This is a genomic window from Pseudidiomarina mangrovi (assembly GCF_003999375.1).
GTDB lineage: Bacteria > Pseudomonadota > Gammaproteobacteria > Enterobacterales > Alteromonadaceae > Pseudidiomarina > Pseudidiomarina mangrovi.
Window position 1 is genome coordinate 38,270 of the sequence record NZ_RJLC01000012.1, and the last position, 23,860, is coordinate 62,129.

Consider the following 23,860-nt stretch of genomic DNA (forward strand, 5'->3'; position numbering starts at 1 on the left):
TCGAACCCGCGACCCCCGGCGTGACAGGCCGGTATTCTAACCAACTGAACTACCGCTCCGCAGTGTCCAAAACAGGCCAAATGGTAAGGTGGCCTGCAGTGCGGTGCGAATATTACGAGCGCGCCTGATTGCCGTCAACCTTTTTTTGCAGTATTTACTTCGTTTGCTTGAATTGTGAACAAAAGGCTACTGCCAAAGTGCTTGTTGGATGATTTTCAAGCGTTCGGCATGGGCTTGCTGCTCTTGGTCATCGGCCCGAATAACGCGTAATGTGGGCTTCTGAGTGATAGGTGTCCAACCGTTATGGCTGGCGCCGCTTTGATTGGCGCTGTGACTGGCTAACGCTAACTTGGTTTGGCCACCAGTCATAGCTAAATACACATCGGCTAATAATTCAGCATCGAGTAATGCACCGTGAAAATTACGGTTAGAGTTATCAATTCCGAATGCTCGACACAAGGCGTCGAGGTTATTTTTTTGCCCTGGGCGCAGGTCCCGCGCTAGTTTCAAGGTATCGAGTACCTTGCATATCTCGTGGGTCAGCGCCGCATCGGCTCGCCAGCGCTTGAACTCATGGTCCATAAAACCCACGTCAAACGCGGCATTGTGAATGACTAATTCGGCGCCTTCGATAAAATCGATGAATTTATCAGCCACTTGAGCAAATACCGGCTTGTCTTGCAAAAACTCGTTACTGATACCATGCACCGCAATGGCTTCTTGCTCGACCAAACGCTGCGGGTTCAAGTACACATGAAAGGTATTGCCGGTTAACTTGCGCCCAATCAGCTCCACCGCACCAATTTCAATGATGCGATGCCCTTGCGCCGGGTCTAATCCGGTGGTTTCAGTATCAAGTACAATTTGACGATGTTGATTCATGGGACATTGTTCGACTGGCTGCGATGGTGTAGCTTATCTTCACCGATCAGGTCAGATGATTCAACGGATACTGCAGTCAAATGTCAGAGAAAGTCGTACATATTTATACCGATGGTTCATGCCTTGGTAATCCTGGGCCAGGTGGCTATGGGGTCATTATTGAATATGGCAGCGTGCATAAAGAGCTGTCAGCTGGATTTCGCTTAACCACGAATAATCGCATGGAGCTGCTAGCGGTTATTGTCGGCTTAGAGGCGCTGAAACGCCCATGCAGCGTAGTGGTGACCTCAGATAGTGAATATATGCGCCAAGGCATCACCAGCTGGATCAAAGGCTGGCAACGCAATGGCTGGCGTACTGCAGCAAAAAAGCCGGTTAAAAATGCTGACTTATGGCAGCGCTTGTTGGCCGCAACCACACCCCATAGTATTCGCTGGGATTGGGTTAAAGGACATGCCGGGCACCCGCAAAACGAGCGCTGTGATGTGCTAGCGCGGCAAGCCGCAGAGCAATCACCAGCTACCGTCGACCAAGGCTATCAGGCTGAGAGTTAGTCCAGCCCTACCCCGTGGCTACTCGCTACCGGTAGCGTGGCACTATGATTGGTTTTCAGCGCACGACGCTGGCGCACCACGGTTAACGGATACTGGCGCTTACGCGCCACCAATACGTACATGCTACCGAGCTGCGGTAACAGCCGGTTTATCCGCGTCAGCCCCGCACTAGGGTTGGGTAGCGCATCAATCAGTAAACTTGGCGCGATATATTCGCTAGCAATCAGTTGGTAATTTAACAGTGATAACCAATCGCTAACTCGGGCGCGGGTAAAATAGCGCCCATTCCAAGGGTAGCTATCAATACGGCCTGGCCAAATACCAGTCAGCAACGCTGGGCTGATGGGGTTCATACCCACCACCAACAAATAACCATCGGCAATCAAACTGTGCGTGGCTTCACGTAATAATTGGTGTGGGTCGGTATCGAATTCAAGTTGATTGACCAGTAACACGGCGTCCAGACTGTGCTCGGCAAATGGCCAATGGTGCAAATCAGTGATAACCTCGGCAGGTGCTTGCGAATTGATACTAAACTGGTGTTTAACCCGCAATTCAGGCAAGGTTAAATCGGCTGCCAACGCCCCTACACGGGCCAAGTGATAGCCAAAAATTTTACTACAATGTGGCGCCAGGGCTTGGCTCACTTGCTGTCGTAGCCAGTGACCGTGAGGCAGCTGGCTCCAGTGTTGCGGTGCAGCAGGAATCAACTGCCGAAGCGCCGGTTTAATCATCATAATAACGAACAACTCACTCAGTGGTTGAGAACGCCAAGGGGCCTTATGCGTATAACTGCAATAGCTGCATTCGATGATAACTACATTTGGGCTATTCAGCCAGCGAAGCATCCGCACCAGGTGGTGTTAGTTGACCCAGGTGCTGCAGCCCCTTGTCAACAGTGGCTGGCACAGCAGCAGTGCCAACTGGCGGCGATACTGGTGACGCATCATCATTGGGATCACACCGATGGCATTGCCGAGTTGGTAGCGCAATGGCAATGCCCCGTTTATGGCCCAGCAACATCGCCATTTAGCGGTATCACCGAGCCGCTCCAGCATGGCGATACCCTTCGCTTAGGTGAACTGGATATACAGTTGCAGGTGTTAGCAACACCGGGTCATACCTTAGATCACATTAGTTATGTTGGGCATGATGCGTTGTTTTGTGGTGACACGCTCTTTCTCGCCGGCTGCGGGCGGATGTTTGAAGGCAGCCCGGAACAATTTCATCAGTCTTTACGTTTATTCACTGAACTCCCAGCCGCGACCAGCGTCTATGCAGCACATGAATATAGTTTAGCCAATTTACGTTTTGCCGCAGCAGCTATGCCGGATAACCAAGCGGTACGTGACGCCCAGCAACGAGTGCAGCAGTTACGCGAGCAAGGGTTGCCGTCGTTACCCAGTCGTTTGGCCGATGAACTTGCCATTAATCCGTTCTTACGAGCGCAATCAGTGGCGGAGTTCCGCCGCTTGCGAGAGTGGAAAGACCGCTTTTAAACACGTAAACTGCGCGAATAATTACCGCTAACATGATGTAGCTCATAGGAATGAATAGATGATTCGATGGTTTATTGTCGCCACCAGCGCTGTACTGTTATCAGCCTGCCAACTCACTCAGCCGCACAGCGCCGAGAGCGAAAGCGCTCACCCGGAGGCCAAAGTAGTGGCTGATTTAGGTAACGCAGAGAATAACGACAGTCTAACCGGGGAGACTGATGACACTGAACTGACCGTCACAGCGCCCGAATTAGTGGCCGCGTTGGGCGCAGAGCTACAACCCGAATTAGCAGCTCTCACTCCGCAACAAGAAGCCGACTTATGGGTCCGTATTCAGCGGCAACTAACCTTTGATGCGCCCGAACAACAACGGCTTATTTCACAACGTGATTGGTACTTGCGTAATCCGGCCTACATGGAACGCGTGGCCAAACGTGCGGCGCCGTTTATGCATTTAATTGTGGAAGAAATTGAACGGCGTAACATGCCACTAGAATTGGCCTTATTGCCTATTGTCGAAAGTGCCTTCGACCCGTTTGCCTATTCTCACGGTCGCGCCGCCGGTATTTGGCAATTTATTCCGGGTACAGCGCGGCATTATGGTCTTGATATTAATTGGTGGTATGACGGGCGCCGCGATGTACTCGCTAGCACCCATGCCGCCTTAGATTATCTCGATGCGCTGCAAAAGCGTTTTGACGGTGACTGGCTGCACGCACTAGCCGCCTACAATTCCGGTGAAGGCCGTGTAGAACGCGCTATTCGCGCCAATGCTCGGGCTGGCAAGCCAACCGATTTCTGGTCCTTAAGCTTGCCTCGCGAAACCCGCGCTTATGTGCCGAAGTTGCTCGCTTTGGCCGATATTTTGAAGCACCATGAGCAGTATCAATACAGCTGGACCGCCATTGACAACAAACCCTACTTGGCGGTGATAGAAGTGGCAAGCCAAATTGATTTAGCCACTGCCGCCGAACATGCCGGGCTGACTTTAAAACAGCTACACCATTACAACTCTGGCTACAACCGCTGGGCTACAGATCCCGAAGGTCCGCATCGCTTGCTATTACCGCTCGCTAACGCTGAGCAGTTACAACAATGGCTAAGTACCGCCGATCAGCGTGAATTTGTGCAATGGACACGGCACAAGGTGAAATCGGGTGAGAGTTTATTGGTGATTGCGAAACAATATCACACTACGGTTGATGCCATTCGCAGCGCCAATGCCATTAGCGGTAATTTAATTCGCGCCGGCGACTTTCTGCTGATCCCTGTCGCGACCCGCGATTTAGATGACTACAGCCTATCAGCAGACCAGCGCTTGGCGACCACCCAGGCCACCGAACGCGGCCAGTTCAAAATAGAGCATAAGGTAGTATCCGGCGACACACTGTGGGATATCAGCCGCAAATACAATGTCAATCTGCGTTCACTGGCGAGCTGGAATGGCATGGCACCGACCGACCCACTGCGGCCCGGCAAGCAGTTAGTGGTTTGGTTACCGCAACAGCGCACAGAAGGCGCAGTAATGCGCAGCATCCAGTATCAAGTGCGTGCTGGCGACTCACTGGCACGCATTGCCAGCCGCTATAATGTCACCATCACCGATATTGAAAAGTGGAATCAAATCAGTCGCAATAATTACTTGCAGCCGGGTCAGCGGCTGAAGTTATACATCGACGTGACCCGCATCAATTCGCAGAGTTAATACGCGAGAGTTAATCGGCGATAAGACGCGCCAAATCATCCTCGCTGAGAACCGCTACGCCGAGTTGCTCAGCTTTGGCCAGTTTTGAGCCGGCATTGTCGCCGGCAATCACCGCCGTGGTCTTAGCCGATACACTACCCGCCACTTTCGCGCCGCGTGCTTGCAGCGCTTGTTTAGCTTCATCACGCGTCATGCTCAGCAAAGTACCGGTGAGCACGTAAGTGTGCCCCGCAAGGGTTGCGGTTTGCGCACTGGCGGCAATAATTTCTGGCCACTCGATACCTAATTCCAGTAGCTCGGCAATGATCTGTTGATTGTGTGGTTCACGGAAAAATTGGTAAATATGGCTGGCCACCACCTGGCCAACATCTGGCACCTGTTCTAACTGCGCCATATCTGCCTGCTGTAAAGCCGGCAAATTGGTGAAGTGTTGCGCTAAATTGAGTGCCGTGGCCTCGCCAACTTCACGAATACCCAGGGCGTATAAAAATCGTGGCAAGGTGGTTTGCTTGCTGTTGGCGATAGCAGCAACAATGTTATCTGCTGATTTTTGTCCCATCCGCGGCAAATAGGCAAGTTCGCGGGCAGTCAACCGATACAGATCAGCCGGTGACTTCAGCCATTGCTTATCGACCAATTGCTCAATTAATTTGTCGCCTAGACCGTCGATATCCATCGCCTTACGCGCGGCAAAATGTTTTAACGCCTCTTTGCGTTGCGCGGCGCAAATTAAGCCGCCGGTACAGCGAGCCACTGCCTCGCCCTCAGCCCGCTCAACATGCGAGCCACACTCAGGGCAATGGCTAGGAAACTCAATAGCACTGGCATCATCAGGGCGGCGCTCTAGCACCACACTTACCACCTGGGGGATCACATCACCAGCCCGACGTATCACCACGGTGTCGCCAATTTTAACCTGCAGCCGGGCAATTTCATCGGCATTATGCAAGGTGGCATTTGCGACCACTACGCCTGCCACGGCCACCGGCGCCAGCCGTGCTACGGGAGTAATGGCACCGGTACGACCGACTTGAAAATCAACTCCGAGCAACTGTGTCAGTTCTTCTTGGGCTGGGAATTTCCAAGCGATTGCCCAGCGCGGCGCCCGCGCAACGAAACCTAAATCAGCCTGTAATTTCAGCGCATCGACTTTTAACACCACGCCATCAATTTCATAGCGTAGCTGCTGACGACGGTCGAGAATATCGCGATAGTAGCCCTGGCATTCGCTGGCTGATGCCACCCGCTGCACTTCATCACTGATCGGCAAACCCCACTGCTTGAGTTGTTGCAAACGTTGGTAATGGCTGTCAGCTAATTGTGCATCGGCACTGACACTTCCCATGCCATAGGCATAAAAATGCAGCGGCCGCTTGGCGGTAATGCTGGAATCGAGTTGTCGTAAACTACCGGCGGCAGCATTGCGTGGGTTCGCGAACACTTTGTCACCGTTTGCCAGAGCTTGCTCATTGTATTGGTTAAACGCGTGCACTGGCATAAACACTTCACCACGCACTTCAAGGCGTTGTGGAAAATCGCCCTGCAATTGCAGCGGTAAATTGCGAATAGTACGCACATTTTCAGTGATATCTTCGCCGGTTTGACCGTCGCCACGCGTCGCCCCACGAACCAATTCACCGCGCTCGTATAGCAAACTCACCGCGGCACCGTCGAGCTTCGGCTCGCAGCAAAAGGCGATAGCTTGATCAGTATCTAAACGACTACCAATACGTTCAACAAATGCGTCAAATTCGCTGTCGGCAAAGGCATTATCGAGCGACAACATCGGCGTTTCATGCTCAACTTGGGTGAATGCGCTCAGCGCTTTACCACCTACTTTTTGCGTTGGTGAACTATGACTACGCAATGACGGATGCTGTTGTTCCAGCTGCTGTAACTCGCGAAACAACCGATCATACTCAGCATCGGGTACCGAGGGTTGGTCCAGCTCGTAGTATTCTTGATTGTAACGGGTGAGCAATTCGCGCAGCTCAGCCACCCTTGCTGCGACAAATAAATCAGACATCGTGACGACAACTCCACTAAGAATGGCGAATCAAACGCTTGCGTTCATACTCGCGAATACGTTGATGAATATGCTGCAGCGCTTGGCGGGTCAAGGGGTTGCGATGTTCATCCAACACCTGCCCTTTTCCAATGGCATTGCTAAGCTTCACCGCGGCATTGTGCATCATGGTGAAGGCTTGTAATGAATTACTCTTGATCGGTAAGGCTAAAAACAGTGCAACACCATCGGTTTGAAAGGTTTCAATCTGTTCTATATCAAAACTGCCGGGGTTGAACATATTGGCTAAACTAAATAGCACCGGGCCGTTTCCGGCGGTATCAACATGGCGGTGGAAGATATCAAACTCACCAAACTTGAAGCCTAGCTCGGTCATTTGCTGCAGCAGAATAGTGCCTTGGAGCTCACCGACCACATGCAGCACGATCACTTCATCAGGGGCGTCATTGAGCAGCGGCTCATCGGCGCCCCGCTCAACCGGTAAATCCATACTTTGTTGTGCCGGTGGCGCCTGCTCGGCTTTACTTGCTGCCTTGTCGGCCTTACTCGGCGCTGTGTTCGATACTGTGTTCGATACTGTGTTAGATATTGTGTTCGGCTTAGTTTCAGGGCTAATGGTTCGACGCTCATCCGCGGGTACACTCATGGAGGGCACCTCCAGCTCAGCGCTATCGGCGTCAATCTTGACCGCTATTGGATCAGCCTCTGCAGCCTGACTAGGGGTTGCTGACGTTCGTTTGGCAATCACCCGTACTTCACCCACGCCGTCATCTAAACTGGTGACCTGCTGGCGTTTTAATTCCATATCTTTGGCGCGTTGGCGCTGCCGCTGTTCGTTCTTGCGTAACGTCCACATGCCATGGCCGACAATTGCCACGATTGCAACAAAACCGATGATACTGAACACTATTTGCATCGTACTCATGTGAGGCTATCCATTGTTTTAGGACGCTTCGGTCAGCGCCACAGCTGCATCGATATCAACGGCAACTAACCGCGACACCCCAGGTTCTTGCATGGTTACACCGGCCAAATGAGAGGCCATCTCCATGGCCACTTTGTTATGACTAATGTAGATGAATTGCACGCTTGCCGACATTTCTTCAACCAACCGGCAAAAACGCCCGACGTTGGCGTCATCCAGTGGCGCATCCACTTCATCTAACAAACAAAATGGTGCCGGATTTAAGCGAAAAATTGCAAACACCAATGATAAAGCGGTCAACGCCTTTTCACCACCAGAAAGCAAATGAATTGTACTATTTTTCTTACCGGGTGGCCGCGCCATAATAGTGACACCGGTTTCGAGCAAATCTGTATCGGTTAAATCTAAATAAGCGCTGCCGCCGCCAAACACTTTTGGAAATAGCTCCTGCAAGCCCTCATTTACCGCGTCAAAGGTAGTTTTGAAGCGCTGCCGAGTTTCTTTATCGATGGTCCGAATCGCGCTTTCGAGGGTTTCTAAAGAAGCCGATAAATCAGTATGTTGCTGATCAAGGTAATCTTTGCGCTCAGCCAATACGTCAGCTTCGTCAATCGCTGCCAAGTTAATCGCCCCCAGCCGAGAAATCGCCCCTTGTAAGCGCTCAAGCTCCACCTGCCAAGCCTTCTCATTGGCCGCTTCGGGCAAACTCTCGAGTACCGGCTTGAGCGGCTGCTGCATGTCCTGCAGCACCGCCAACACAGTGCGGCTGCGCTCCTGTAGCGCCGCCAATTCTAACTGTACACTCTGCACCTTGTTGCGCGCTCGCTCGAGCTGACTATCCACCGATTGCGCACCACTACTCAAGTCACGCAACTGCTGCTCCAGTTCACTGACCTGATTGCTCAAACTGCGCCGTAGTTCGTCTACCTCGGCGCGCTGTTCTATATGTTCGTGTAGTTGCAGCGCGGTAAGTTCCTGCTGTTCCTGTAATTCGACGTCAGGTTGGCGTAATTGTTCAAGTTGTTGGGTTAATTGCTGCGCTTGTTGCTGACTGCGTTGCTGTAACACCTGCAGTTGTTGTATTTGCGCCTGCCGCTGCTGACGCAATTGCTGCAATTGTTGCAGCTGCTGTTGCTGCAGTTGCTGCTGCTCGCGCAGGCGCTGACGTTGCTGCTGTAGTTCAGTGCGACGCTGCTGCCAACTGCCATCATCAATATATTGGTCAAGCTGGTGTTGCGCCTCCGTTAGCTGCTGCTGCGAAGCCTCCAGCTGGTCATTGAGTTGCGTTTGCTGCTGCAGCAGCTGCTGCTGACGCTGTTGCAACTGTTCAACCCGCTGCTGCAGCTGCTGGTGTTGCTGTAACTGCCATTGTTGCTGTTGCAATAACACGCGGTGCTGGGCCTGTTGCTCATGCAATTGTGGCCGTTGCTCGGCCAGTTGTTGCTGGCACTGCTGACATTGCTGCCGCAACTGCTGGTGCTGCTGGTCTAGCTGCGCCAGGGTTTGACTCACTTGTTCCAGCTCTGATTGGCAGTGCTGCAAACTTTGTTGCTGCTGTAATTCACTATCGGCAGCTGCAATCGCTGCGGCTTGATAGCCGGCCGCCGACCATAGCTGACCTTGCGGCGTTAATACCAAGTGCCATTGACCACTGGCAAGCAGCTGCTGAGCCTGCTGCTGGCAAGCGGCTAAGCCAATCTGTTGTAGCAACGGCCACTGTTGCAATGGCGCCGCAACCTGCTCAGCTAATGAACCTTGTGGCGCTGGCTGTGACTGCAACAGCACCAACCGTGCGCCCAGTTGCAATGGCCAGTCGGTTGGCGGCTCCGCCAGTACCCACGCCGACAGCCACGGCGCCAAAATTTGCTCTGCGGCCAATTGCCAAGCCGTGTTGATCTGCAACAAGTGCCGCACTTGACCACTACTTTTCAGCCCTTGTTGGGCTAACCACGTAGCTACTGCTTCAGGCCAGCTGGCGGCCTGACTGGCGGCTAATAGTTGTTGCAGCGAACTGATACGGCCCTGCAGTTGCTGACGCTCGGTTTGTTGTTCATCACGTTGTTGTTGCAGCTGTTCGCTGTGCTGTTGCCAGTCATGTAATTGCTGTTGTTGCTGCTCAAATTGTTGTTCAGTGTGCGCTAATGCCGCTTCACTGGAACTCACTTGGGCGGCAAAATCGCTGTTATCCAGCTGCATGAGTTGCTGTTGCAGTTGCTCCAATTCGTGGCTTAGGGAATCCTGCTCGTGATCACATTGGCGCAATTGCAAACCAAGCTGTTGTTGCTGTAATTGCACCTGTTGCACGCCCTGCTGAGCCTGCTGTTGCAGCTGTAAAAATTGCTGATAATCATCTTGCCAAGCAAGGTATTCCTGCTCGACCTGTTCCACTTGCTCAGCCACCAACAGTGCTTGCTGCTCAGCCTCGTGGTAATCGGGCTGCAATTGCTGCTGTTGCCACTCCAATTCTTCGGCTTGCTGTTGGTCCTGCTGCTGCGTCTGCGCCAGTTGTTCAAGCTCATGCTGAACTTGCTGCAAGCGCTGTTGGCGTTGGCTCAATTGCTGCTGCCCCTGCTGCAGTTGCGCTTCAAAGCGGGTGATTTGGTTACCCAGTTGGTAATACTGCTGTTGTACCTGGTCAAGTTGTTGCTTAGCAGTAGCCACTTGCTCACGCAGTTCAATGCTGCCGCGCTCGCTTCCCCGCTGCTGCGCTTGCCACTTTTCCAATTCATTCTGGTGCTCAGCCAGCTGACTTCGCAGTTGCTGCGCATGTTGTTCATGAGCTAGCCAGCGCAACGCTTGCAATTGCGCCTTATACTGGCGCTCCTGGGCCTTCAGTTCTTTGTAACGCCGCGCTGCGGCAGCTTGGCGCAGCAGTTTATCCAGTTGGCTGCCTAACTCTTGACGCACATCGTTCAGCCGATCCAGGTTATCGCGGGTATGCTGCATACGGGTTTCAGTCTCGCGTCGCCGCTCTTTATATTTCGAAATACCCGCAGCTTCTTCAATAAAAACCCGCAATTCTTGCGGCTTAGACTCAATCAGACGCGAAATCATGCCCTGTTCAATAATGGCGTAACTACGCGGACCAAGACCGGTTCCAAGAAACAAATCGGTGATATCGCGGCGCCGACATTTACTATTATTGAGGAAATAGTTGGACTGGCCGTCACGGGTTACCTGGCGTTTGACCGAGATTTCGGCATAATCGGCAAACTCACCTTGAATACGCCCGGCGCTGTTGTCAAAGACCAGCTCGACACTAGCCTGCGACACCGGTTTACGCGCGCTGGAGCCGTTGAAAATAACATCAGTCATGGCATCGCCACGGAGGTTTTTGGCCGAACTCTCGCCCAATACCCAACGTACCGCGTCAATGACGTTGGATTTGCCACAGCCATTCGGCCCAACAACGCAGGTCATTTGATGTGGAAATGGTACTTTGGTTGGGTCAACAAAAGATTTAAAGCCGACCAACTTGATGTATTTTAAGCGCATAACAGAATTGTACGATCGCTAGTTGTCATCGTTATAATGCTTGCCACAATAACAGATAATGCAGGAATGTGAATATGCCTACCACCACCTCGCAAAGTAACTTTGCTCCAGATTATCTGATCTATGGTTGGCACATCATGTGGCAAAAAGGTCTTCGCCGTTACGCCCTGATGCCATTACTGATTAACTTAGTGCTATTTAGTGCTGGTGTGGTTTGGGTTGTGCAATCAGCGCCTGAATGGGTCGCTGCTATCATGACCATGTTGCCGAGCTATTTGCAGTTCTTAGAATGGCTGCTGTGGCCGCTGCTGGTGATCACTATTATTCTGGTGTTTGCACTGAGCTTTACCACCCTCGCTACTATTATTGCCGCACCATTTAATAGTCTGTTAGCCGAGCAAGTGGTGTTTCGTCGCAGTGGCCTACCACCGCGAGCTATGACGGCGCTCGGGTTACTGAAAGAATTACCGCGGGTACTTAGCCGTGAATTGCAAAAGCTGCTGTATTTACTGCCGCGGCTACTCATTGTCGGGCTGTTGGCATTGCTGCTGCCAGTGGTCGGGCAAGTACTATGGTTGCTCTTCAGCGGCTGGATGATGACCATTCAATATCTCGACTATCCATTTGATAACCAACATATTTCATTTCGACAAATGCGGCGTTCATTGGCCCAACAACGCGGTAAAAGCCTGACCTTTGGCTTAACCATTGCGCTCCTCGCCAGTCTGCCCTTAGTGAACCTATTAATTATGCCGGTGGCGGTATGCGGAGCCAGTGCGTTATGGGTAGATCATTTTCATCAACCCCGTTATGCTAATTCAACGCCGATAAAATAATCGCTTGGAGCGTTAGGGATGATGCTGAATACCCTTACCACAGTCATAACACTGGCCTTCGCCAATATCTCACAAGTCAGTCAAGCTGAAACAAAGACGGTACTGTGGGCTCTCAATGAAGCACCGCCTTTTCATATGGCCGCTGGGCCTGAGCGTGGTCAAGGCTTCTGCGAAAAATTAGTCGCCGCTGCCATTCGAGCGACGCCAGAATTAACCCATGAGGTACAATATTTACCCAACTTGCGGGTTGAAATGCTCTGGCAGAATAATCAAAACTTGTGCTTCCCCTGCATGATTCATAGCAAGCAACCGCAATCAGAAATCATTCATACCAAGATTACGCATAATTATCCTCCCCATGGCATTATCACGCGCTCAACAACAGCCGCTAGTATGATTGCTGAATTTGGCAATCCGCTCAATTTAGCCGCCTTGAGTCAAGCCGCTAAGTACCGTTTTGTGCAACCAGCCGGTCGCGGCTATGGCATCTTACAGCCGTTGGTTACCGAACATGTTCTTAGTGATTTAAATACCACGGTATTGACCGGTGACCACGGTACCGCCAGCATGTTCGCCATGATTGCTAGCGGACGCGTTGATTACACCATCGATTATCCGTTTGTCATGGATTACTTTGCCGCTGCCCATCAAGGCGAATTTCAATTTGTCCCGATTGAACAAAATTATCAGCAGCAGCTGGCGGGCGCGATGGCATGCACCGATAACCCGTGGGGGCGTCAAGTAATCGGCTTACTCAACCAACGTATTGATGAAATTCGCTATGATCCCGAGTTTATTCATGCGCTTGATCGGTGGTTACCAACCCGACCAAAACTCACCGAAACACAGGAGTAATTGCCGCGCCCTAGCGAGCAGCGCTATACTATGCAGCCTTAAGCCCTTTTTACTGATCTGATTGAGTGCATGCATGAGCGTAGAGACCTACCAACCGAATCCAACCAGCCCTGAAAGCAGCCATCGTATTGGCTTTGTTAGCCTGGGTTGCCCTAAAAACCTAGTGGATTCAGAACGGATCTTGACCCAGTTGCGCACCGAAGGGTACGAAATATCCAATAGTTACGATAATGCTGACATGGTCATCGTCAATACCTGCGGCTTTATTGATAGCGCCGTGCAAGAGTCACTGGATGCCATTGGTGAGGCCTTAGCTGAAAACGGCAAAGTGATTGTCACTGGCTGCTTGGGCGCAAAAGATAACGAGATCAGAGAAGTGCACCCGAATGTACTGGCGATTACTGGCCCGCATTCGTACGAAGCGGTTATGGGGCATGTGCATGAGCATTTACCTAAGCCGGCATCAATTCCGTTTACCAATTTGGTACCCGATACCGGCGTTAAACTGACACCGCGGCACTTTGCCTACCTGAAAATCTCCGAAGGCTGCAACCACCGCTGCACCTTTTGTATCATTCCATCAATGCGCGGTGACTTAGATAGCCGCCCTATTGGCAACGTCATTGATGAAGCGCGCCGCCTCGTCAACGCGGGGGTTAAAGAGTTATTAGTGATTTCACAAGATACCAGTGCTTATGGCGTTGATGTGAAACATAAACTCGGTTTCAGCGACGGTAAACCGGTTAAAACCAGTATGCTGGGCCTGTGTGAAGCACTGGGCGAGCTCGGGGTTTGGGTGCGCTTACACTATGTTTACCCGTATCCATCAGTCGATGATGTGATTCCGTTGATGGCGGCAGGTAAGATCCTGCCCTACCTCGATATCCCCATGCAGCATGCCAATAAGCGCATTTTGCGATTGATGAAACGCCCAGGCTCAGCCGAGCGTACCCTTGAGCGCATCCGTAGCTGGCGGTCTATTTGCCCCGATTTGACTATTCGCAGCACCTTTATTGTCGGCTTCCCCGGTGAAACTGAGGAAGAATTTGAGGAATTGCTGCAATTCTTGCGTGATGCAGAGCTCGATCGGGTCGGTTGCTTTGCCTACTCGCCGGTTGACGGTGCCGCCGCCAATGAATTACCTGACCCGGTACCAGAAGCCGTTAAACAACAACGCTACGAACGCTTCATGCAAGTGCAGCAAGAAATCAGCGCCAAACGCTTGCAAGCCAAAGTGGGTCGTACCCTGCAGGTATTGATTGATGAAGTCGATGAAGAAGGAGCGATTGGCCGCAGTTATGCTGATGCACCAGAAATTGACGGTTTAGTCTACTTAAACGGTGAAACCGCCGTTAAACCAGGTGACCAAGTGATGGTGCAGATTGAACACGCAGACGAATATGATTTGTGGGGTTCAGTGGTTCGCACCAGTTAGTTGCCAACCGTATCACTGTCGGCGTCGTCGCTATCGTCGTTGTCATCGTGCAGTAATTTGGGGTCAATGCGTTTTGCCGCTTGCACCCCGAGTTTGCGGAAGTTCTCAACCCGCGTCACCAAATTGCCCTTACCGGTCGATAACTTATTCAATGCGCCGTCATAGTGCTTGCGCGCGCCATCAAGGGCATTACCGACCTTCTGCAAGTCATCTAAAAAGCCAACAAACTTATCGTAGAGCTTAGCCGCATCTGAGGCGATACGTTGGGCATTTTGATTCTGATATTCGTACTGCCAAATATTATATACCGTGCGCAGCGCCACCATTAAGTTGGTCGGGCTCACTAACATGATGTTGTTATCAAGCGCTAAACCAATCAGTTCTGGGTCACGGTCAACCGCCAACAAAAAGGCCGGCTCAATAGGAATAAATAGCAGCACATAATCGAGGGTGCGCACACTATCTAGTTGCTGATAGTTCTTTTTGCCTAAGCCTTTAATGTGATTACGCAGCGATAGCACATGTTCAGCCAGCGCTTGTTCGCGTTGCTCATCATCACTGCTATTAAAATAACGCTCGTACGCCACCAACGACACTTTCGAATCCACTACGACGTCTTTATCGTGAGGTAGATGCACGATGACGTCAGGCTTGAAGGCTTTACCGTCTTCATCACGATGATGACTTTGGGTGTCGTACTCATAGCCCTCGCGCAGCCCCGACTGGGTCAGAATACGTTCAAGCACCACTTCACCCCAGTTGCCCTGCGCTTTGGTATCGCCTTTTAAGGCGCGCGTCAGAGCTTCCGCTTCAGCAGCCATTTGCTTATTCAAATCGCGCAGCATCGACACTTGTGTGTTGAGCTGCTCACGCTGCTTCAGTTCTTCAGTATGTTGCTGGGTGACTTGTAACTTAAAGGCATCAAGCTGTTGTTTAAACGGCGCCAGGGTATGCTCCAAACTTTGCTTACTGGCTTGCTGTAAGCGCTCTGATTTTTGCTCAAAAATTTGCTGCGCTAAGCGCTCAAACTCTTGCTTCAGGCGCTCTTCACTGGCGACTAAGATGGCTTGCTTCTCATCGGCTGCTTTGAGGCTTTCACGTAGGGTAACTTGTGCTTCGGTGTAGCTATTTTGCAGCTGCTGATAGCGGCTTTGCAGGTCGGTGAGGGCCTGTTCGCTCTGCAGCAAACGCTGCTCGAGTTGCTGCCGAGCGGACAGCTGATGTTGTTCGGCTTGCGCCTGTAGTTGCTGTTGCTGGCGACCACCAAGGCGCAGACCCAGCAGCAAGCCAATCACCGCACCAAGCGCTAAGCTTATGCTCAGCCCGATTGCAATCTGCCATAGCGCAAGTGACATCAGCGTTCCCTCTTCTAGTACTGGTTTACGTTAGCCGTTTAGCTTAACTTTCCAAATAGCCGGGCCAATTTCATGCGCATTGGCACCGCTGCTATCCACCGCAACGGTAACCGGCATGTCTTCCACCTCAAACTCATAAATAGCTTCCATACCAAGGTCCGCAAAGCCCACTACTTTGGCTTTCTTGATGGCTTTGGCGACCAAATAGGCAGCTCCACCCACCGCCATCAGATACACTGCTTTATGCTGCTTGATACTGGCAACCGTGGCTGGGCCGCGCTCGGCTTTACCGATCATGCCGAGAATCCCGGTTTGGTCCAACATCATATCAGTGAACTTGTCCATGCGTGTCGCAGTGGTTGGCCCAGCTGGTCCTACCACCTCATCACCGACCGGGTCGACCGGGCCCACGTAATAAATAAACTTGTTGCGAAAATCCACTGGCAGCTCTTGGCCGGCATCGAGCATGTCTTTAATGCGTTTGTGTGCGGCGTCACGACCGGTCAATAACTTACCATTCAACAGCACCGTTTCACCGGTTTTCCACGTTTCAATGTCGGCTTGGGTAATGGTATCGAGGTTCACCCGGCGCACGTTGTCACCGAGTTCAAAGGTGATATCCGGCCAGTCTTCTAACTTCGGTGGCTGCAGATCAGCAGGGCCACTGCCATCAAGGTGGAAATGCACGTGGCGAGTGGCGGCACAGTTCGGGATCAAGGTCACCGGCTTCGACGCTGCGTGGGTCGGGACTGACTTGATTTTGACATCCATCACCGTGGTAACACCACCGAGGCCTTGAGCGCCAATACCTAGTTTATTGACCCGCTCATAAATTTCTAAGCGTAGTTTTTCTTCCGCCGTTTCTGCACCACGGGCAATCAGCTCATGAATATCTACTGGGTCCATCAGTGACTCTTTGGCTAATACTGCAGATTTTTCAGCAGTGCCACCAATACCCAAACCAATCATGCCTGGCGGACACCAGCCAGCGCCCAACTTCGGCATGGTTTCAACCACCCAATCAGCAATGTTATCGCTGGGGTTAAGCATCACCATTTTCGATTTATTCTCGGAGCCGCCGCCCTTGGCCGCAATCATCACTTCAACATGGTCACCTGGCACCATATCGATATGGACTACTGCTGGGGTATTATCGCCAGTGTTTTTGCGACTACCCGCCGGATCAGCCACAATTGAGGCGCGCAACGGGTTATCGGCATTCAGATAGGCGCGACGAGTGCCCTCATCAACCATTTGTTGCACCGTCATATCGGTTTTGTCCCATTGCACCGCCATACCAATTTTAACGAAACAGGTGACTATGCCGGTATCTTGGCAGATCGGTCGATGCCCTTGGGCCGACATGCGCGAGTTGGTCAGCACTTGCGCAATCGCATTCTTAGCGGCCTCACTTTGTTCTAGGTGATAGGCTTTTTCCAGCGCTTGCACAAAATCCAGCGGATGGTAATAAGAAATGTACTGCAACGCGTCTTCAATACTGGCGATAAAGTCAGCCTGACGGATAATGGCCATAGTTACCTCAAAAATTGGTTGGACAATTGAACAAACAATTGAACGGACAATTGAATTGACTCAGTGCCGCTATGATAACGGTTTGCACCTTCACTGACCAGTTATGCTATGCTTCTGGCACGTTGTTTTTAGAAGTTTTGGCTGAGGAATTGCGGTGACTCTAACTGCCATTGAAATCCCCTTGCATAGCCCTTTTGCTGAGCTGTTTGCGCGTTGCGCACAGGAGCCCTGGGCATTGCTGCTGGATAGCTGTGACCATCCGCATGGTCGCTATGATTTTATCTTTCGTCAACCGGTTGCCGTGATCACCCAAAGTCAGGCCTGGCCACAGCAGCTGCAGGCTGCTCTAGCAGGCGTTCCCAGCTATCAAGGCCCTGCCGAGGTTCCGTTTCAAGGTGGCCTCGCTGGTGCCTTTAGTTACGATGCTGGGCGTGCCCTGGAGCAGTTACCAAGCCATGCACAAGCCGATATTGAGCTGCCCGATTTAGCCGTTGGGGTTTATCATCAAGCATTGATTCGTCGGCGTCAGGACGGCGTGACTTGGCTGTTAGCAGAGACTGAGCAATTGCCCGAGCTCGAACAGTTTTGGTTAAGCCCCGCCAGCACCAACCATCAGCTGGAATTCACCCTTACTAGTGCTTGGCAAAGTAACCTTTCGGCGACCGATTACCAGCAACGTTTTGCGCGAATTCAAGCCTATTTACAGGCTGGCGACTGCTATCAAATTAATCTGGCGCAACGATTTTCCGCCAGCTATCGTGGCGACCCATGGCAGGCTTACTTGCGCTTACGGCAACATAACAACGCCCCGTTCTCAGGGTTTTTCCGCCTCGATCACGGCGCTCTGCTGTCCCATTCACCGGAGCGCTTTTTACACGTATCGGCCATTGGACTGGTCGAGACCAAGCCGATTAAAGGCACCCGTCCGCGCAGCAGCGACCCTCAGCAAGACCAAGCCAATGCCGAACAATTGGCGCATTCCAGTAAAGATCGCGCCGAAAATGTGATGATTGTGGATCTATTGCGCAATGATTTAAGCCGCTGTTGCCAACCTGGCAGTGTCACGGTACCCAAGTTGTTTGCCATCGAAAGTTATCCGGCGGTGCATCACTTAGTCAGCACGGTAACCGGGCAATTGACCCCACAACACAATGCCCTTGATTTAATCGCGGCGTGCTTTCCCGGTGGCTCCATTACTGGCGCGCCAAAGATCCGCGCCATGGAAATTATTGATGAACTCGAACCACATCGGCGCAGTTATTATTGCGGCAGTTTGGCCTACTTTTCCAAGCATGGTGCGGCCGACAGCAGCATCGCCATTCGTACCCTCGTCGCGCAACAACAACAGTTGTACTGCTGGGCTGGCGGTGGCATTGTGGCTGACTCTGAGGGCGCCAGCGAGTATCAGGAAACCCTCGACAAAGTCGCCAAAATAGTCCCCTTATTGGCCGAGCTATCATGACCCGTGATGAATTTATTCGGCGCTTTCATTTTCATCAGCGCCCTTTAGTGACCCGCCCGCTGCTCAAACGCATGCGTCCAGCTGCGGTGCTGATCGCCTTGCTGGAGCAAGACGGTGAGCTGCAGGTGATTTTGACTCAACGCCAAGCTGGCCTGCGCCACCATGCTGGGCAAATTAGCTTTCCTGGCGGCAGCCAAGAGCCAGATGATCACGACTTGCTACACACCGCATTGCGCGAAGCTCAAGAAGAAATTGGTCTAAACCCTGCTGACGTGCAACTGATCGGCCAGCTACAAGACTACCCAGTAATCAGTAATTTCATCGTCCGGCCCTTTGTGGCACTGGTCACACCACGCGCGCCGCTGCGACCGCAGCAGTCTGAAGTTGCTGAAATATTTACAGTTCCGTTGAAACATGTATTGCATCAGCGCCATCACTACGCGTATAAGCTACAGCGTTTTATCTACGATCGGGTATACTTCATACCCTATCAGCAACGCAATATTTGGGGCGCAACCGCAGGCATGCTGCGTGAATTAGCCGACCATATCCATCCCGAATATTGCCGGTTCTATCAGCCACTAAATGAATGAGTCGCTATGATCAGTGTTTTTGACATATTTAAAGTAGGTATTGGCCCATCCAGTTCCCACACAGTAGGCCCTATGCGTGCCGCCAAGGAATTTTTACTCGCCGCTGACAAGGCTATTGCCCTAACCAGCATTGATGCCATTGAAGTTGAGCTATTTGGCTCACTTGGCCAGACCGGTAAAGGCCATGGTACCGGTAAAGCAGTGATTCTCGGGTTAGCCGGTGAAAGCCCAGAGACCGTTGATACCACGATGGTCGATCAATTTCTGCAAAGCACACATGATAGCGAGCAATTAGCCTTATTAGGGCAATACAATGTGCCCTTCCCGCGGGAAGGCGCGATTATCTTCCATCGTCGTAAAACTATGCCACGCCATGCCAACGCTATGGAGCTGCGGCTGCTGCGCCAAGGAGAGGTAGTCTACCGCGACCTGTACTACTCGATTGGTGGCGGTTTTATCGTGCGCGATGCTGATTTCGATGACAACCTCGAAGAAGCTATTGAGCAGTCGAGCAAGCCCATTCCGTTCCCATTTGATAGCTGCAATGACTTACTCAAACACTGTAAAGAGCACGGTAAACGCATGAGCTCAGTGATGCTCGCCAACGAAAAAGTGTTTCGTAGTGAAGCTGAGATCCGCAGTGGTCTGATGCATATTTGGAACACCATGGATAGCTGCATCAGCCGTGGTATCGCTACCGAAGGTATATTGCCGGGTGGTTTACGCGTACAGCGCCGCGCCCCAGGGTTATATCAGCGCTTACGCAATGAAAAAACCAGTGACCCAATGCAGGCTATGGACTGGGTCAATTTATTTGCCCTAGCGGTGAACGAAGAAAACGCCGCAGGCGGCCGTGTGGTCACTGCACCAACCAACGGTGCGGCGGGTATTATTCCGGCGGTGATGAAATATGCCGACCGTTATATTGCGCCGCTCGACGAAGAAGCGGTAGTGCGGTTTTTACTGACCGCTGCAGCAATAGGCATTTTGTATAAGAAAAACGCCTCCATATCTGGCGCTGAAGTAGGTTGCCAAGGTGAAGTTGGCGTAGCCTGTTCGATGGCCGCCGGTGCTCTGGCTGAATTGATGGGAGGCAGCGCCAGCCACGTTGAAAATGCTGCCGAAATCGGTATGGAACACAATCTGGGCCTTACCTGTGACCCAGTTGGTGGCTTGGTTCAAGTGCCCTGTATCGAGCGTAATGCCATGGGTGCCATTAAAGCAATTAATGCTGCACGGCTCGCTTTACGTGGTTCTGGTGATCACAAAGTGTCGCTCGACAAAGTCATCAAAACCATGTGGGATACCGGTAATGATATGAAAAGTAAATATAAAGAGACCGCTCGTGGCGGTCTCGCGGTGAACATTATCGAATGTTAAGGGTTACCACAGTGGTAAGTCGATGCCCTTAAACAGGGCATCGACATCATCTTGAGTACGACATGCCATCGCTTGCTCCACCCGTGAGCGGGTCAAATGCGGCGCAAATCCTTCAATAAAATCATACATATAACTACGTAAAAACGAGCCTTTGCGGAAGCCTATCTTGGTCGTGCTGGCAGCAAATAAGTGCTCAGCAGGTATCGCTACTAAGTCAGCATCACTAACTTGGTCGTAAGCCATCGTCGCAATCACGCCTACCCCTAAGCCCATTTTGACATAGGTTTTAATGACATCGGCATCAGTGGCGGTGAACACCACATTGGGTTTGAGGCCGGCGCGATTAAAAGCCTTATCCAGCTCTGAGCGGCCGGTAAAACCATGAACATAGGTCACGATAGGATGTTTCGCTAAGTCGGCGATGGTTATTTTGGCGGCACTCGCTAAGGGGTGACCCCGTGGCACAATGATCGAACGATTCCAGTGATAACACGGCAACATCACTAAGTCTTGGTACAAATGCAAGGCTTCGGTGGCTATGGCAAAGTCGGCGCGGCCTTTGGCGGTAGCTTCACTAATATGTTCAGGCGAGCCTTGATGCATATGTAAAGTAACTTTCGGATAGCGCTGCTTAAACGCGGTAATAACGGTTGGTAACACGTATCGCGCTTGGGTGTGTGTGGTGGCAATACTGAGCCGCCCTTGCTCGGGTTGATTGTACTCAGCCGCTACCGCTTTGATGGCATCCACTTGCGCTAAAATTTGATTGGCAATGGCAATGACCTCTTCACCAGCTGGCGTCACTTGGGTTAAGTGCTTACCACTGCGAGCAAAAATCTGCACCCCAAGCTCGTCTTCAAGCATCCGCACTTGCTTGCTGATACCAGGCTGTGAGGTAAATAGACTCTCAGCGGTCGATGAGACATTTAAATTGTGATTTAATACTTCAACGATGTAACGCAACTGCTGTAATTTCATAGGGCGACCTTTGCGGAATTACTTATAAGAAAAATATATAACACGATCCCTATTTATTCCAAGTTTAAAATTGAGGTTGCGGTGAGTGACTTATTTGAACAGTTAAAAAATCTCGGCTTTAATCGCCTACCCGATAGCGAGCAAGCAGCGCCTGAACAACAGCCGTTGAGTATTGATACCTCGCAGCCGGTGAAGATTCAGCGCCAAACTAAAGGGCGCAATGGCAAGGGCGTGACGGTGATCATGCAACTCCCTGACAACGTCGAGTTACTGGAAAATTACGCCAAACAATTGCGTAAACAGTTAAGCGTTGGTGGTGCAGTAAAAGATGGCACTATTGAACTGCAAGGCGACCAGCGTCAAGCAGCCAAGTCATGGCTTGAGCAGCAGGGGTTTAGGGTAAAATTAGCTGGCGGTTAAAGCTGATAAATAAAGTTGATCTGGCGGCCATTTTGTTGCCATTGCACTTGTTTGGTCAGCTGCTTCAATAGGTCTAAACCACGACCATGAGGGTGTGCTGTACGACTGCCGCGTGCACTTGTGGTAAAGCCGTCGCCACTATCGGTGATGGTAAATTCGAGCTGCTGCTGCTGGTCGTCGTAACTCACCTCTATAGTAATTTCGCCGCGAGCTAATTGCGCCAAGCGCTGGCTGCGCAATAAGTAATACTGGGCGAAGCCATCAGGGCTATCTTTTAAACTTGAATCGAGTTTTAACAAACCGTGCTCTAGCGCATTGTTGTAAGCTTCAGCCAATAACAGATAAATAGTGGTACGGTGGGCTCGTAAACGCGGTAACTGGCTCACCGCGTTTAATACATAACTTATTGGATCAATAGTTTGCAATTGTTCTACCCGTAAGCAGGTAGAAAAGCGAAATGCCATACCGCGATCATCAGCAACTGCCTTTGCTTCGTTAAGTTCGGTGGGTCGACAACGAAGCAAAGCTAGCGATAGGTCATCATGCAATGGTTGTTCGCCGCGAAATAATTCCAGTTCTTCCACTAAGGCTGGAAATTCAGCGTCGGTGGGGTGACGGCGCAACAAGGCTTCTAAGGCATCAATGCCCAAAAATTCGAGTTTGGAACCTAGTAATTCAATGACCCCATCGGTATAGGTCACCACAAAACTCTCAGGCGGTACCCGCAATGTTGTCACTCGGCTATCAAAATCATCATCATCAAGCACACCAAGTGCCATGTGCTGTGCCGTTAAACGCTTAATGATTTGACCGCTAGCGTCACACACCAAAGCCGGCGGCATTCCGCCATTCCAAAAGGTGATACGTTCGCCATTGGCGGATAGCTCTAGCAGCAAACCAGCACAGAACATATCATCAGGTAATAAGCGATTAAGGCGGAAATTAAACTCGGTGACCATTTCCGCGATTGAAACACCACGGTCGGCCATGGCAAAAAATGCCTGTGATAACGGCAAGGCACCGGTTGCTGGGGCTAAGCCGTGCCCGGTAAAATCGGCCATCAATAAGTACACATTACCCAGCGGCCCCGGTGCCACCAAACATAAATCACCATTAAACTTAGAGACTGGCGTTAAATAAGTTTGGATATTCGGATAATCGAGAAAGTTGCGGCTTAGGGCATTACGAAAAATATGCTCTACCAGCTGGTGTTCGCGGTCATTACGGGTATCGTGCCATACCAAGGCATCACGTACACGCGCTAATTCAGAACGACACCAATACCAATGTTGTAACAACCGAATGCGCGTGGCGAGCATCTCAAGCGGCTGTGGCCATAGCAGCACATCATCAAATTGCTCGGCACAGCCGTCCAAAATGTCGGCGTTATCGGTAATCAATAACACAAACGCAGGCGGACCTGACGTGGGCATAACACGCTGATGTAGTTGCGGTAATAAGCTGGTTAACGCGTCTTTGTTGGTGGCAATCAGCAACCATAATGGAATGACTTTGAGGTCAGCAGGAAGCTTGTGAATTAATTCAACGACGTGCTCAGCCAGCGCCGAATCGTCGTGAATAACCTGCAATAGCGCTTCGGCTGCTGCTCTGGGCATATCACTCGATCACAAACAATTTATCAAAACGCGAGATGTCAAGAATGCCACGCACTTCGGGACGGCAGTTAATGATGTGAATAGCGCGCACCGCCTTGCCCAATGATTTGCGCATATTGAGCAACATACCGAGTGCCGAACTATCGAGATATTCGGTTTCGCGCAGGTCGACAAACACCGTTGGCTGCTGATCGCCCACATCACTGTAGGCCTGGCGGAATTCTTGCACCAACGAAAAGTCAAACTTACCTTTGATTGCAATAATCAGCTCTTTTCCGTCATTGGAGAATTGTCGATGTAGCGGCATAGCG

General features: G+C 51.4%; 20 protein-coding genes. 10 read left to right on the forward strand and 10 right to left on the reverse strand.

The features are described 5' to 3' along the window. Positions 1–186: 186 nt before the first annotated feature. Complete coding sequence (gene dnaQ / locus EFO84_RS05360; protein ID WP_127347037.1) at positions 187–882, reverse strand: DNA polymerase III subunit epsilon; 696 nt, start codon at positions 880–882, stop codon at positions 187–189. 80 nt (positions 883–962) lie between these two features. Here dnaQ and rnhA point away from each other — a divergent pair, with 80 nt between their 5' ends. Beyond that, positions 963–1,436, forward strand: coding sequence for a ribonuclease HI (gene rnhA / locus EFO84_RS05365; protein WP_127347038.1), 474 nt, complete (start codon positions 963–965; stop codon positions 1,434–1,436). Here rnhA and EFO84_RS05370 read toward each other — a convergent pair. Next, positions 1,433–2,173 carry a class I SAM-dependent methyltransferase gene (locus EFO84_RS05370; RefSeq protein WP_164742384.1) on the reverse strand — a complete coding sequence of 247 codons (741 nt, stop codon included), beginning with the start codon at positions 2,171–2,173 and terminating at the stop codon, positions 1,433–1,435. The genes rnhA and EFO84_RS05370 overlap by 4 nt on opposite strands. 45 nt (positions 2,174–2,218) lie before the next feature. On the opposite strand from EFO84_RS05370, the gene gloB reads away from it, so the two are divergent. Then, positions 2,219–2,935 carry a hydroxyacylglutathione hydrolase gene (gene gloB / locus EFO84_RS05375; RefSeq protein ID WP_127347040.1) on the forward strand — a complete coding sequence of 239 codons (717 nt, stop codon included), beginning with the start codon at positions 2,219–2,221 and terminating at the stop codon, positions 2,933–2,935. Between the two features lie 58 nt (positions 2,936–2,993). After that, a complete protein-coding gene (locus EFO84_RS05380; RefSeq protein ID WP_127347041.1) occupies positions 2,994–4,640 on the forward strand; it encodes a lytic transglycosylase in 1,647 nt (548 codons plus the stop codon). 10 nt (positions 4,641–4,650) lie between these two features. On the opposite strand, the gene ligA is transcribed toward EFO84_RS05380, so the two are convergent. From ligA to smc, 3 genes are read right to left on the reverse strand one after another with little or no spacing between them, the layout of a single operon-like run. Beyond that, positions 4,651–6,666, reverse strand: a complete 2,016-nt coding sequence (ligA, locus tag EFO84_RS05385) for an NAD-dependent DNA ligase LigA (protein ID WP_127347042.1) — start codon at positions 6,664–6,666, stop codon at positions 4,651–4,653. Positions 6,667–6,682: 16 nt separating this feature from the next. Beyond that, positions 6,683–7,591, reverse strand: a complete 909-nt coding sequence (gene zipA / locus EFO84_RS05390) for a cell division protein ZipA (RefSeq protein WP_127347043.1) — start codon at positions 7,589–7,591, stop codon at positions 6,683–6,685. An 18-nt stretch (positions 7,592–7,609) separates the two neighbouring features. Then, on the reverse strand, positions 7,610–11,086 hold the full coding sequence (gene smc / locus EFO84_RS05395; RefSeq protein WP_127347044.1) for a chromosome segregation protein SMC: 3,477 nt from the start codon (positions 11,084–11,086) through the stop codon (positions 7,610–7,612). 74 nt (positions 11,087–11,160) lie between these two features. Here smc and cysZ point away from each other — a divergent pair, with 74 nt between their 5' ends. The 3 genes from cysZ (at position 11,161) to rimO (ending at position 14,212) form a co-directional block, all read left to right on the forward strand. After that, on the forward strand, positions 11,161–11,922 hold the full coding sequence (gene cysZ, locus EFO84_RS05400) for a sulfate transporter CysZ (RefSeq protein ID WP_127347045.1): 762 nt from the start codon (positions 11,161–11,163) through the stop codon (positions 11,920–11,922). Positions 11,923–11,940: 18 nt separating this feature from the next. Next, the gene (locus EFO84_RS05405; RefSeq protein ID WP_127347046.1) at positions 11,941–12,777 is read left to right on the forward strand and encodes a hypothetical protein; all 837 of its coding nucleotides are present in this window, start codon (positions 11,941–11,943) and stop codon (positions 12,775–12,777) included. Between the two features lie 73 nt (positions 12,778–12,850). Continuing rightward, a complete protein-coding gene (rimO, locus tag EFO84_RS05410) occupies positions 12,851–14,212 on the forward strand; it encodes a 30S ribosomal protein S12 methylthiotransferase RimO (protein WP_127347047.1) in 1,362 nt (453 codons plus the stop codon). Here the strand turns inward: rimO and EFO84_RS05415 are convergent. Together EFO84_RS05415 and EFO84_RS05420 are read right to left on the reverse strand one after the other, a co-directional pair. Next, positions 14,209–15,567: a DNA recombination protein RmuC gene (locus EFO84_RS05415; RefSeq protein WP_127347048.1), complete on the reverse strand. Its 1,359-nt coding sequence runs from the start codon at positions 15,565–15,567 to the stop codon at positions 14,209–14,211. The two genes, rimO and EFO84_RS05415, sit on opposite strands and share 4 nt — an antisense overlap. A 30-nt stretch (positions 15,568–15,597) precedes the next feature. Continuing rightward, positions 15,598–17,100, reverse strand: a complete 1,503-nt coding sequence (locus EFO84_RS05420) for a fumarate hydratase (protein WP_127347049.1) — start codon at positions 17,098–17,100, stop codon at positions 15,598–15,600. A gap of 154 nt (positions 17,101–17,254) precedes the next feature. Here EFO84_RS05420 and pabB point away from each other — a divergent pair, with 154 nt between their 5' ends. The 3 genes from pabB to EFO84_RS05435 are packed head-to-tail and all read left to right on the forward strand — an operon-like array spanning position 17,255 to position 20,535. Continuing rightward, positions 17,255–18,562, forward strand: a complete 1,308-nt coding sequence (gene pabB / locus EFO84_RS05425) for an aminodeoxychorismate synthase component I (RefSeq protein WP_240642648.1) — start codon at positions 17,255–17,257, stop codon at positions 18,560–18,562. After that, on the forward strand, positions 18,559–19,155 hold the full coding sequence (locus EFO84_RS05430; RefSeq protein WP_127347051.1) for a CoA pyrophosphatase: 597 nt from the start codon (positions 18,559–18,561) through the stop codon (positions 19,153–19,155). The genes pabB and EFO84_RS05430 overlap by 4 nt, the downstream gene beginning before the upstream one ends. A gap of 6 nt (positions 19,156–19,161) precedes the next feature. Then, positions 19,162–20,535 (forward strand): L-serine ammonia-lyase, encoded by a 1,374-nt coding sequence (locus EFO84_RS05435; RefSeq protein WP_127347052.1) that lies wholly within the window; start codon positions 19,162–19,164, stop codon positions 20,533–20,535. Between the two features lie 3 nt (positions 20,536–20,538). Here the strand turns inward: EFO84_RS05435 and cysB are convergent, their stop codons facing one another. Then, positions 20,539–21,513 carry an HTH-type transcriptional regulator CysB gene (gene cysB / locus EFO84_RS05440; protein WP_127347053.1) on the reverse strand — a complete coding sequence of 325 codons (975 nt, stop codon included), beginning with the start codon at positions 21,511–21,513 and terminating at the stop codon, positions 20,539–20,541. 81 nt (positions 21,514–21,594) lie between these two features. Between cysB and EFO84_RS05445 the strand changes: the two genes are divergently transcribed. Continuing rightward, positions 21,595–21,933 (forward strand): translation initiation factor, encoded by a 339-nt coding sequence (locus EFO84_RS05445; RefSeq protein WP_164742385.1) that lies wholly within the window; start codon positions 21,595–21,597, stop codon positions 21,931–21,933. Here EFO84_RS05445 and EFO84_RS05450 read toward each other — a convergent pair. Both EFO84_RS05450 and EFO84_RS05455 read right to left on the reverse strand, forming a co-directional pair. Next, a complete protein-coding gene (locus EFO84_RS05450; protein WP_127347055.1) occupies positions 21,930–23,549 on the reverse strand; it encodes an ATP-binding SpoIIE family protein phosphatase in 1,620 nt (539 codons plus the stop codon). The genes EFO84_RS05445 and EFO84_RS05450 overlap by 4 nt on opposite strands. Position 23,550: 1 nt before the next feature. Further along, positions 23,551–23,856 carry an STAS domain-containing protein gene (locus EFO84_RS05455; protein ID WP_127347056.1) on the reverse strand — a complete coding sequence of 102 codons (306 nt, stop codon included), beginning with the start codon at positions 23,854–23,856 and terminating at the stop codon, positions 23,551–23,553. Between the last annotated feature and the right edge of the window lie 4 nt (positions 23,857–23,860).

What these genes read in the sequence shown, in the direction of transcription:
- dnaQ (WP_127347037.1), bottom strand. Translation starts at nt 882, where the DNA reads ATGAATCAACATCGTCAAATTGTACTTGATACTGAAACCACCGGATTA.
- rnhA (WP_127347038.1), top strand. Translation starts at nt 963, where the DNA reads ATGTCAGAGAAAGTCGTACATATTTATACCGATGGTTCATGCCTTGGT.
- EFO84_RS05370 (WP_164742384.1), bottom strand. Translation starts at nt 2,173, where the DNA reads ATGATGATTAAACCGGCGCTTCGGCAGTTGATTCCTGCTGCACCGCAA.
- gloB (WP_127347040.1), top strand. Translation starts at nt 2,219, where the DNA reads ATGCGTATAACTGCAATAGCTGCATTCGATGATAACTACATTTGGGCT.
- EFO84_RS05380 (WP_127347041.1), top strand. Translation starts at nt 2,994, where the DNA reads ATGATTCGATGGTTTATTGTCGCCACCAGCGCTGTACTGTTATCAGCC.
- ligA (WP_127347042.1), bottom strand. Translation starts at nt 6,666, where the DNA reads ATGTCTGATTTATTTGTCGCAGCAAGGGTGGCTGAGCTGCGCGAATTG.
- zipA (WP_127347043.1), bottom strand. Translation starts at nt 7,591, where the DNA reads ATGAGTACGATGCAAATAGTGTTCAGTATCATCGGTTTTGTTGCAATC.
- smc (WP_127347044.1), bottom strand. Translation starts at nt 11,086, where the DNA reads ATGCGCTTAAAATACATCAAGTTGGTCGGCTTTAAATCTTTTGTTGAC.
- cysZ (WP_127347045.1), top strand. Translation starts at nt 11,161, where the DNA reads ATGCCTACCACCACCTCGCAAAGTAACTTTGCTCCAGATTATCTGATC.
- EFO84_RS05405 (WP_127347046.1), top strand. Translation starts at nt 11,941, where the DNA reads ATGATGCTGAATACCCTTACCACAGTCATAACACTGGCCTTCGCCAAT.
- rimO (WP_127347047.1), top strand. Translation starts at nt 12,851, where the DNA reads ATGAGCGTAGAGACCTACCAACCGAATCCAACCAGCCCTGAAAGCAGC.
- EFO84_RS05415 (WP_127347048.1), bottom strand. Translation starts at nt 15,567, where the DNA reads ATGTCACTTGCGCTATGGCAGATTGCAATCGGGCTGAGCATAAGCTTA.
- EFO84_RS05420 (WP_127347049.1), bottom strand. Translation starts at nt 17,100, where the DNA reads ATGGCCATTATCCGTCAGGCTGACTTTATCGCCAGTATTGAAGACGCG.
- EFO84_RS05430 (WP_127347051.1), top strand. Translation starts at nt 18,559, where the DNA reads ATGACCCGTGATGAATTTATTCGGCGCTTTCATTTTCATCAGCGCCCT.
- EFO84_RS05435 (WP_127347052.1), top strand. Translation starts at nt 19,162, where the DNA reads ATGATCAGTGTTTTTGACATATTTAAAGTAGGTATTGGCCCATCCAGT.
- cysB (WP_127347053.1), bottom strand. Translation starts at nt 21,513, where the DNA reads ATGAAATTACAGCAGTTGCGTTACATCGTTGAAGTATTAAATCACAAT.
- EFO84_RS05450 (WP_127347055.1), bottom strand. Translation starts at nt 23,549, where the DNA reads ATGCCCAGAGCAGCAGCCGAAGCGCTATTGCAGGTTATTCACGACGAT.
- EFO84_RS05455 (WP_127347056.1), bottom strand. Translation starts at nt 23,856, where the DNA reads ATGCCGCTACATCGACAATTCTCCAATGACGGAAAAGAGCTGATTATT.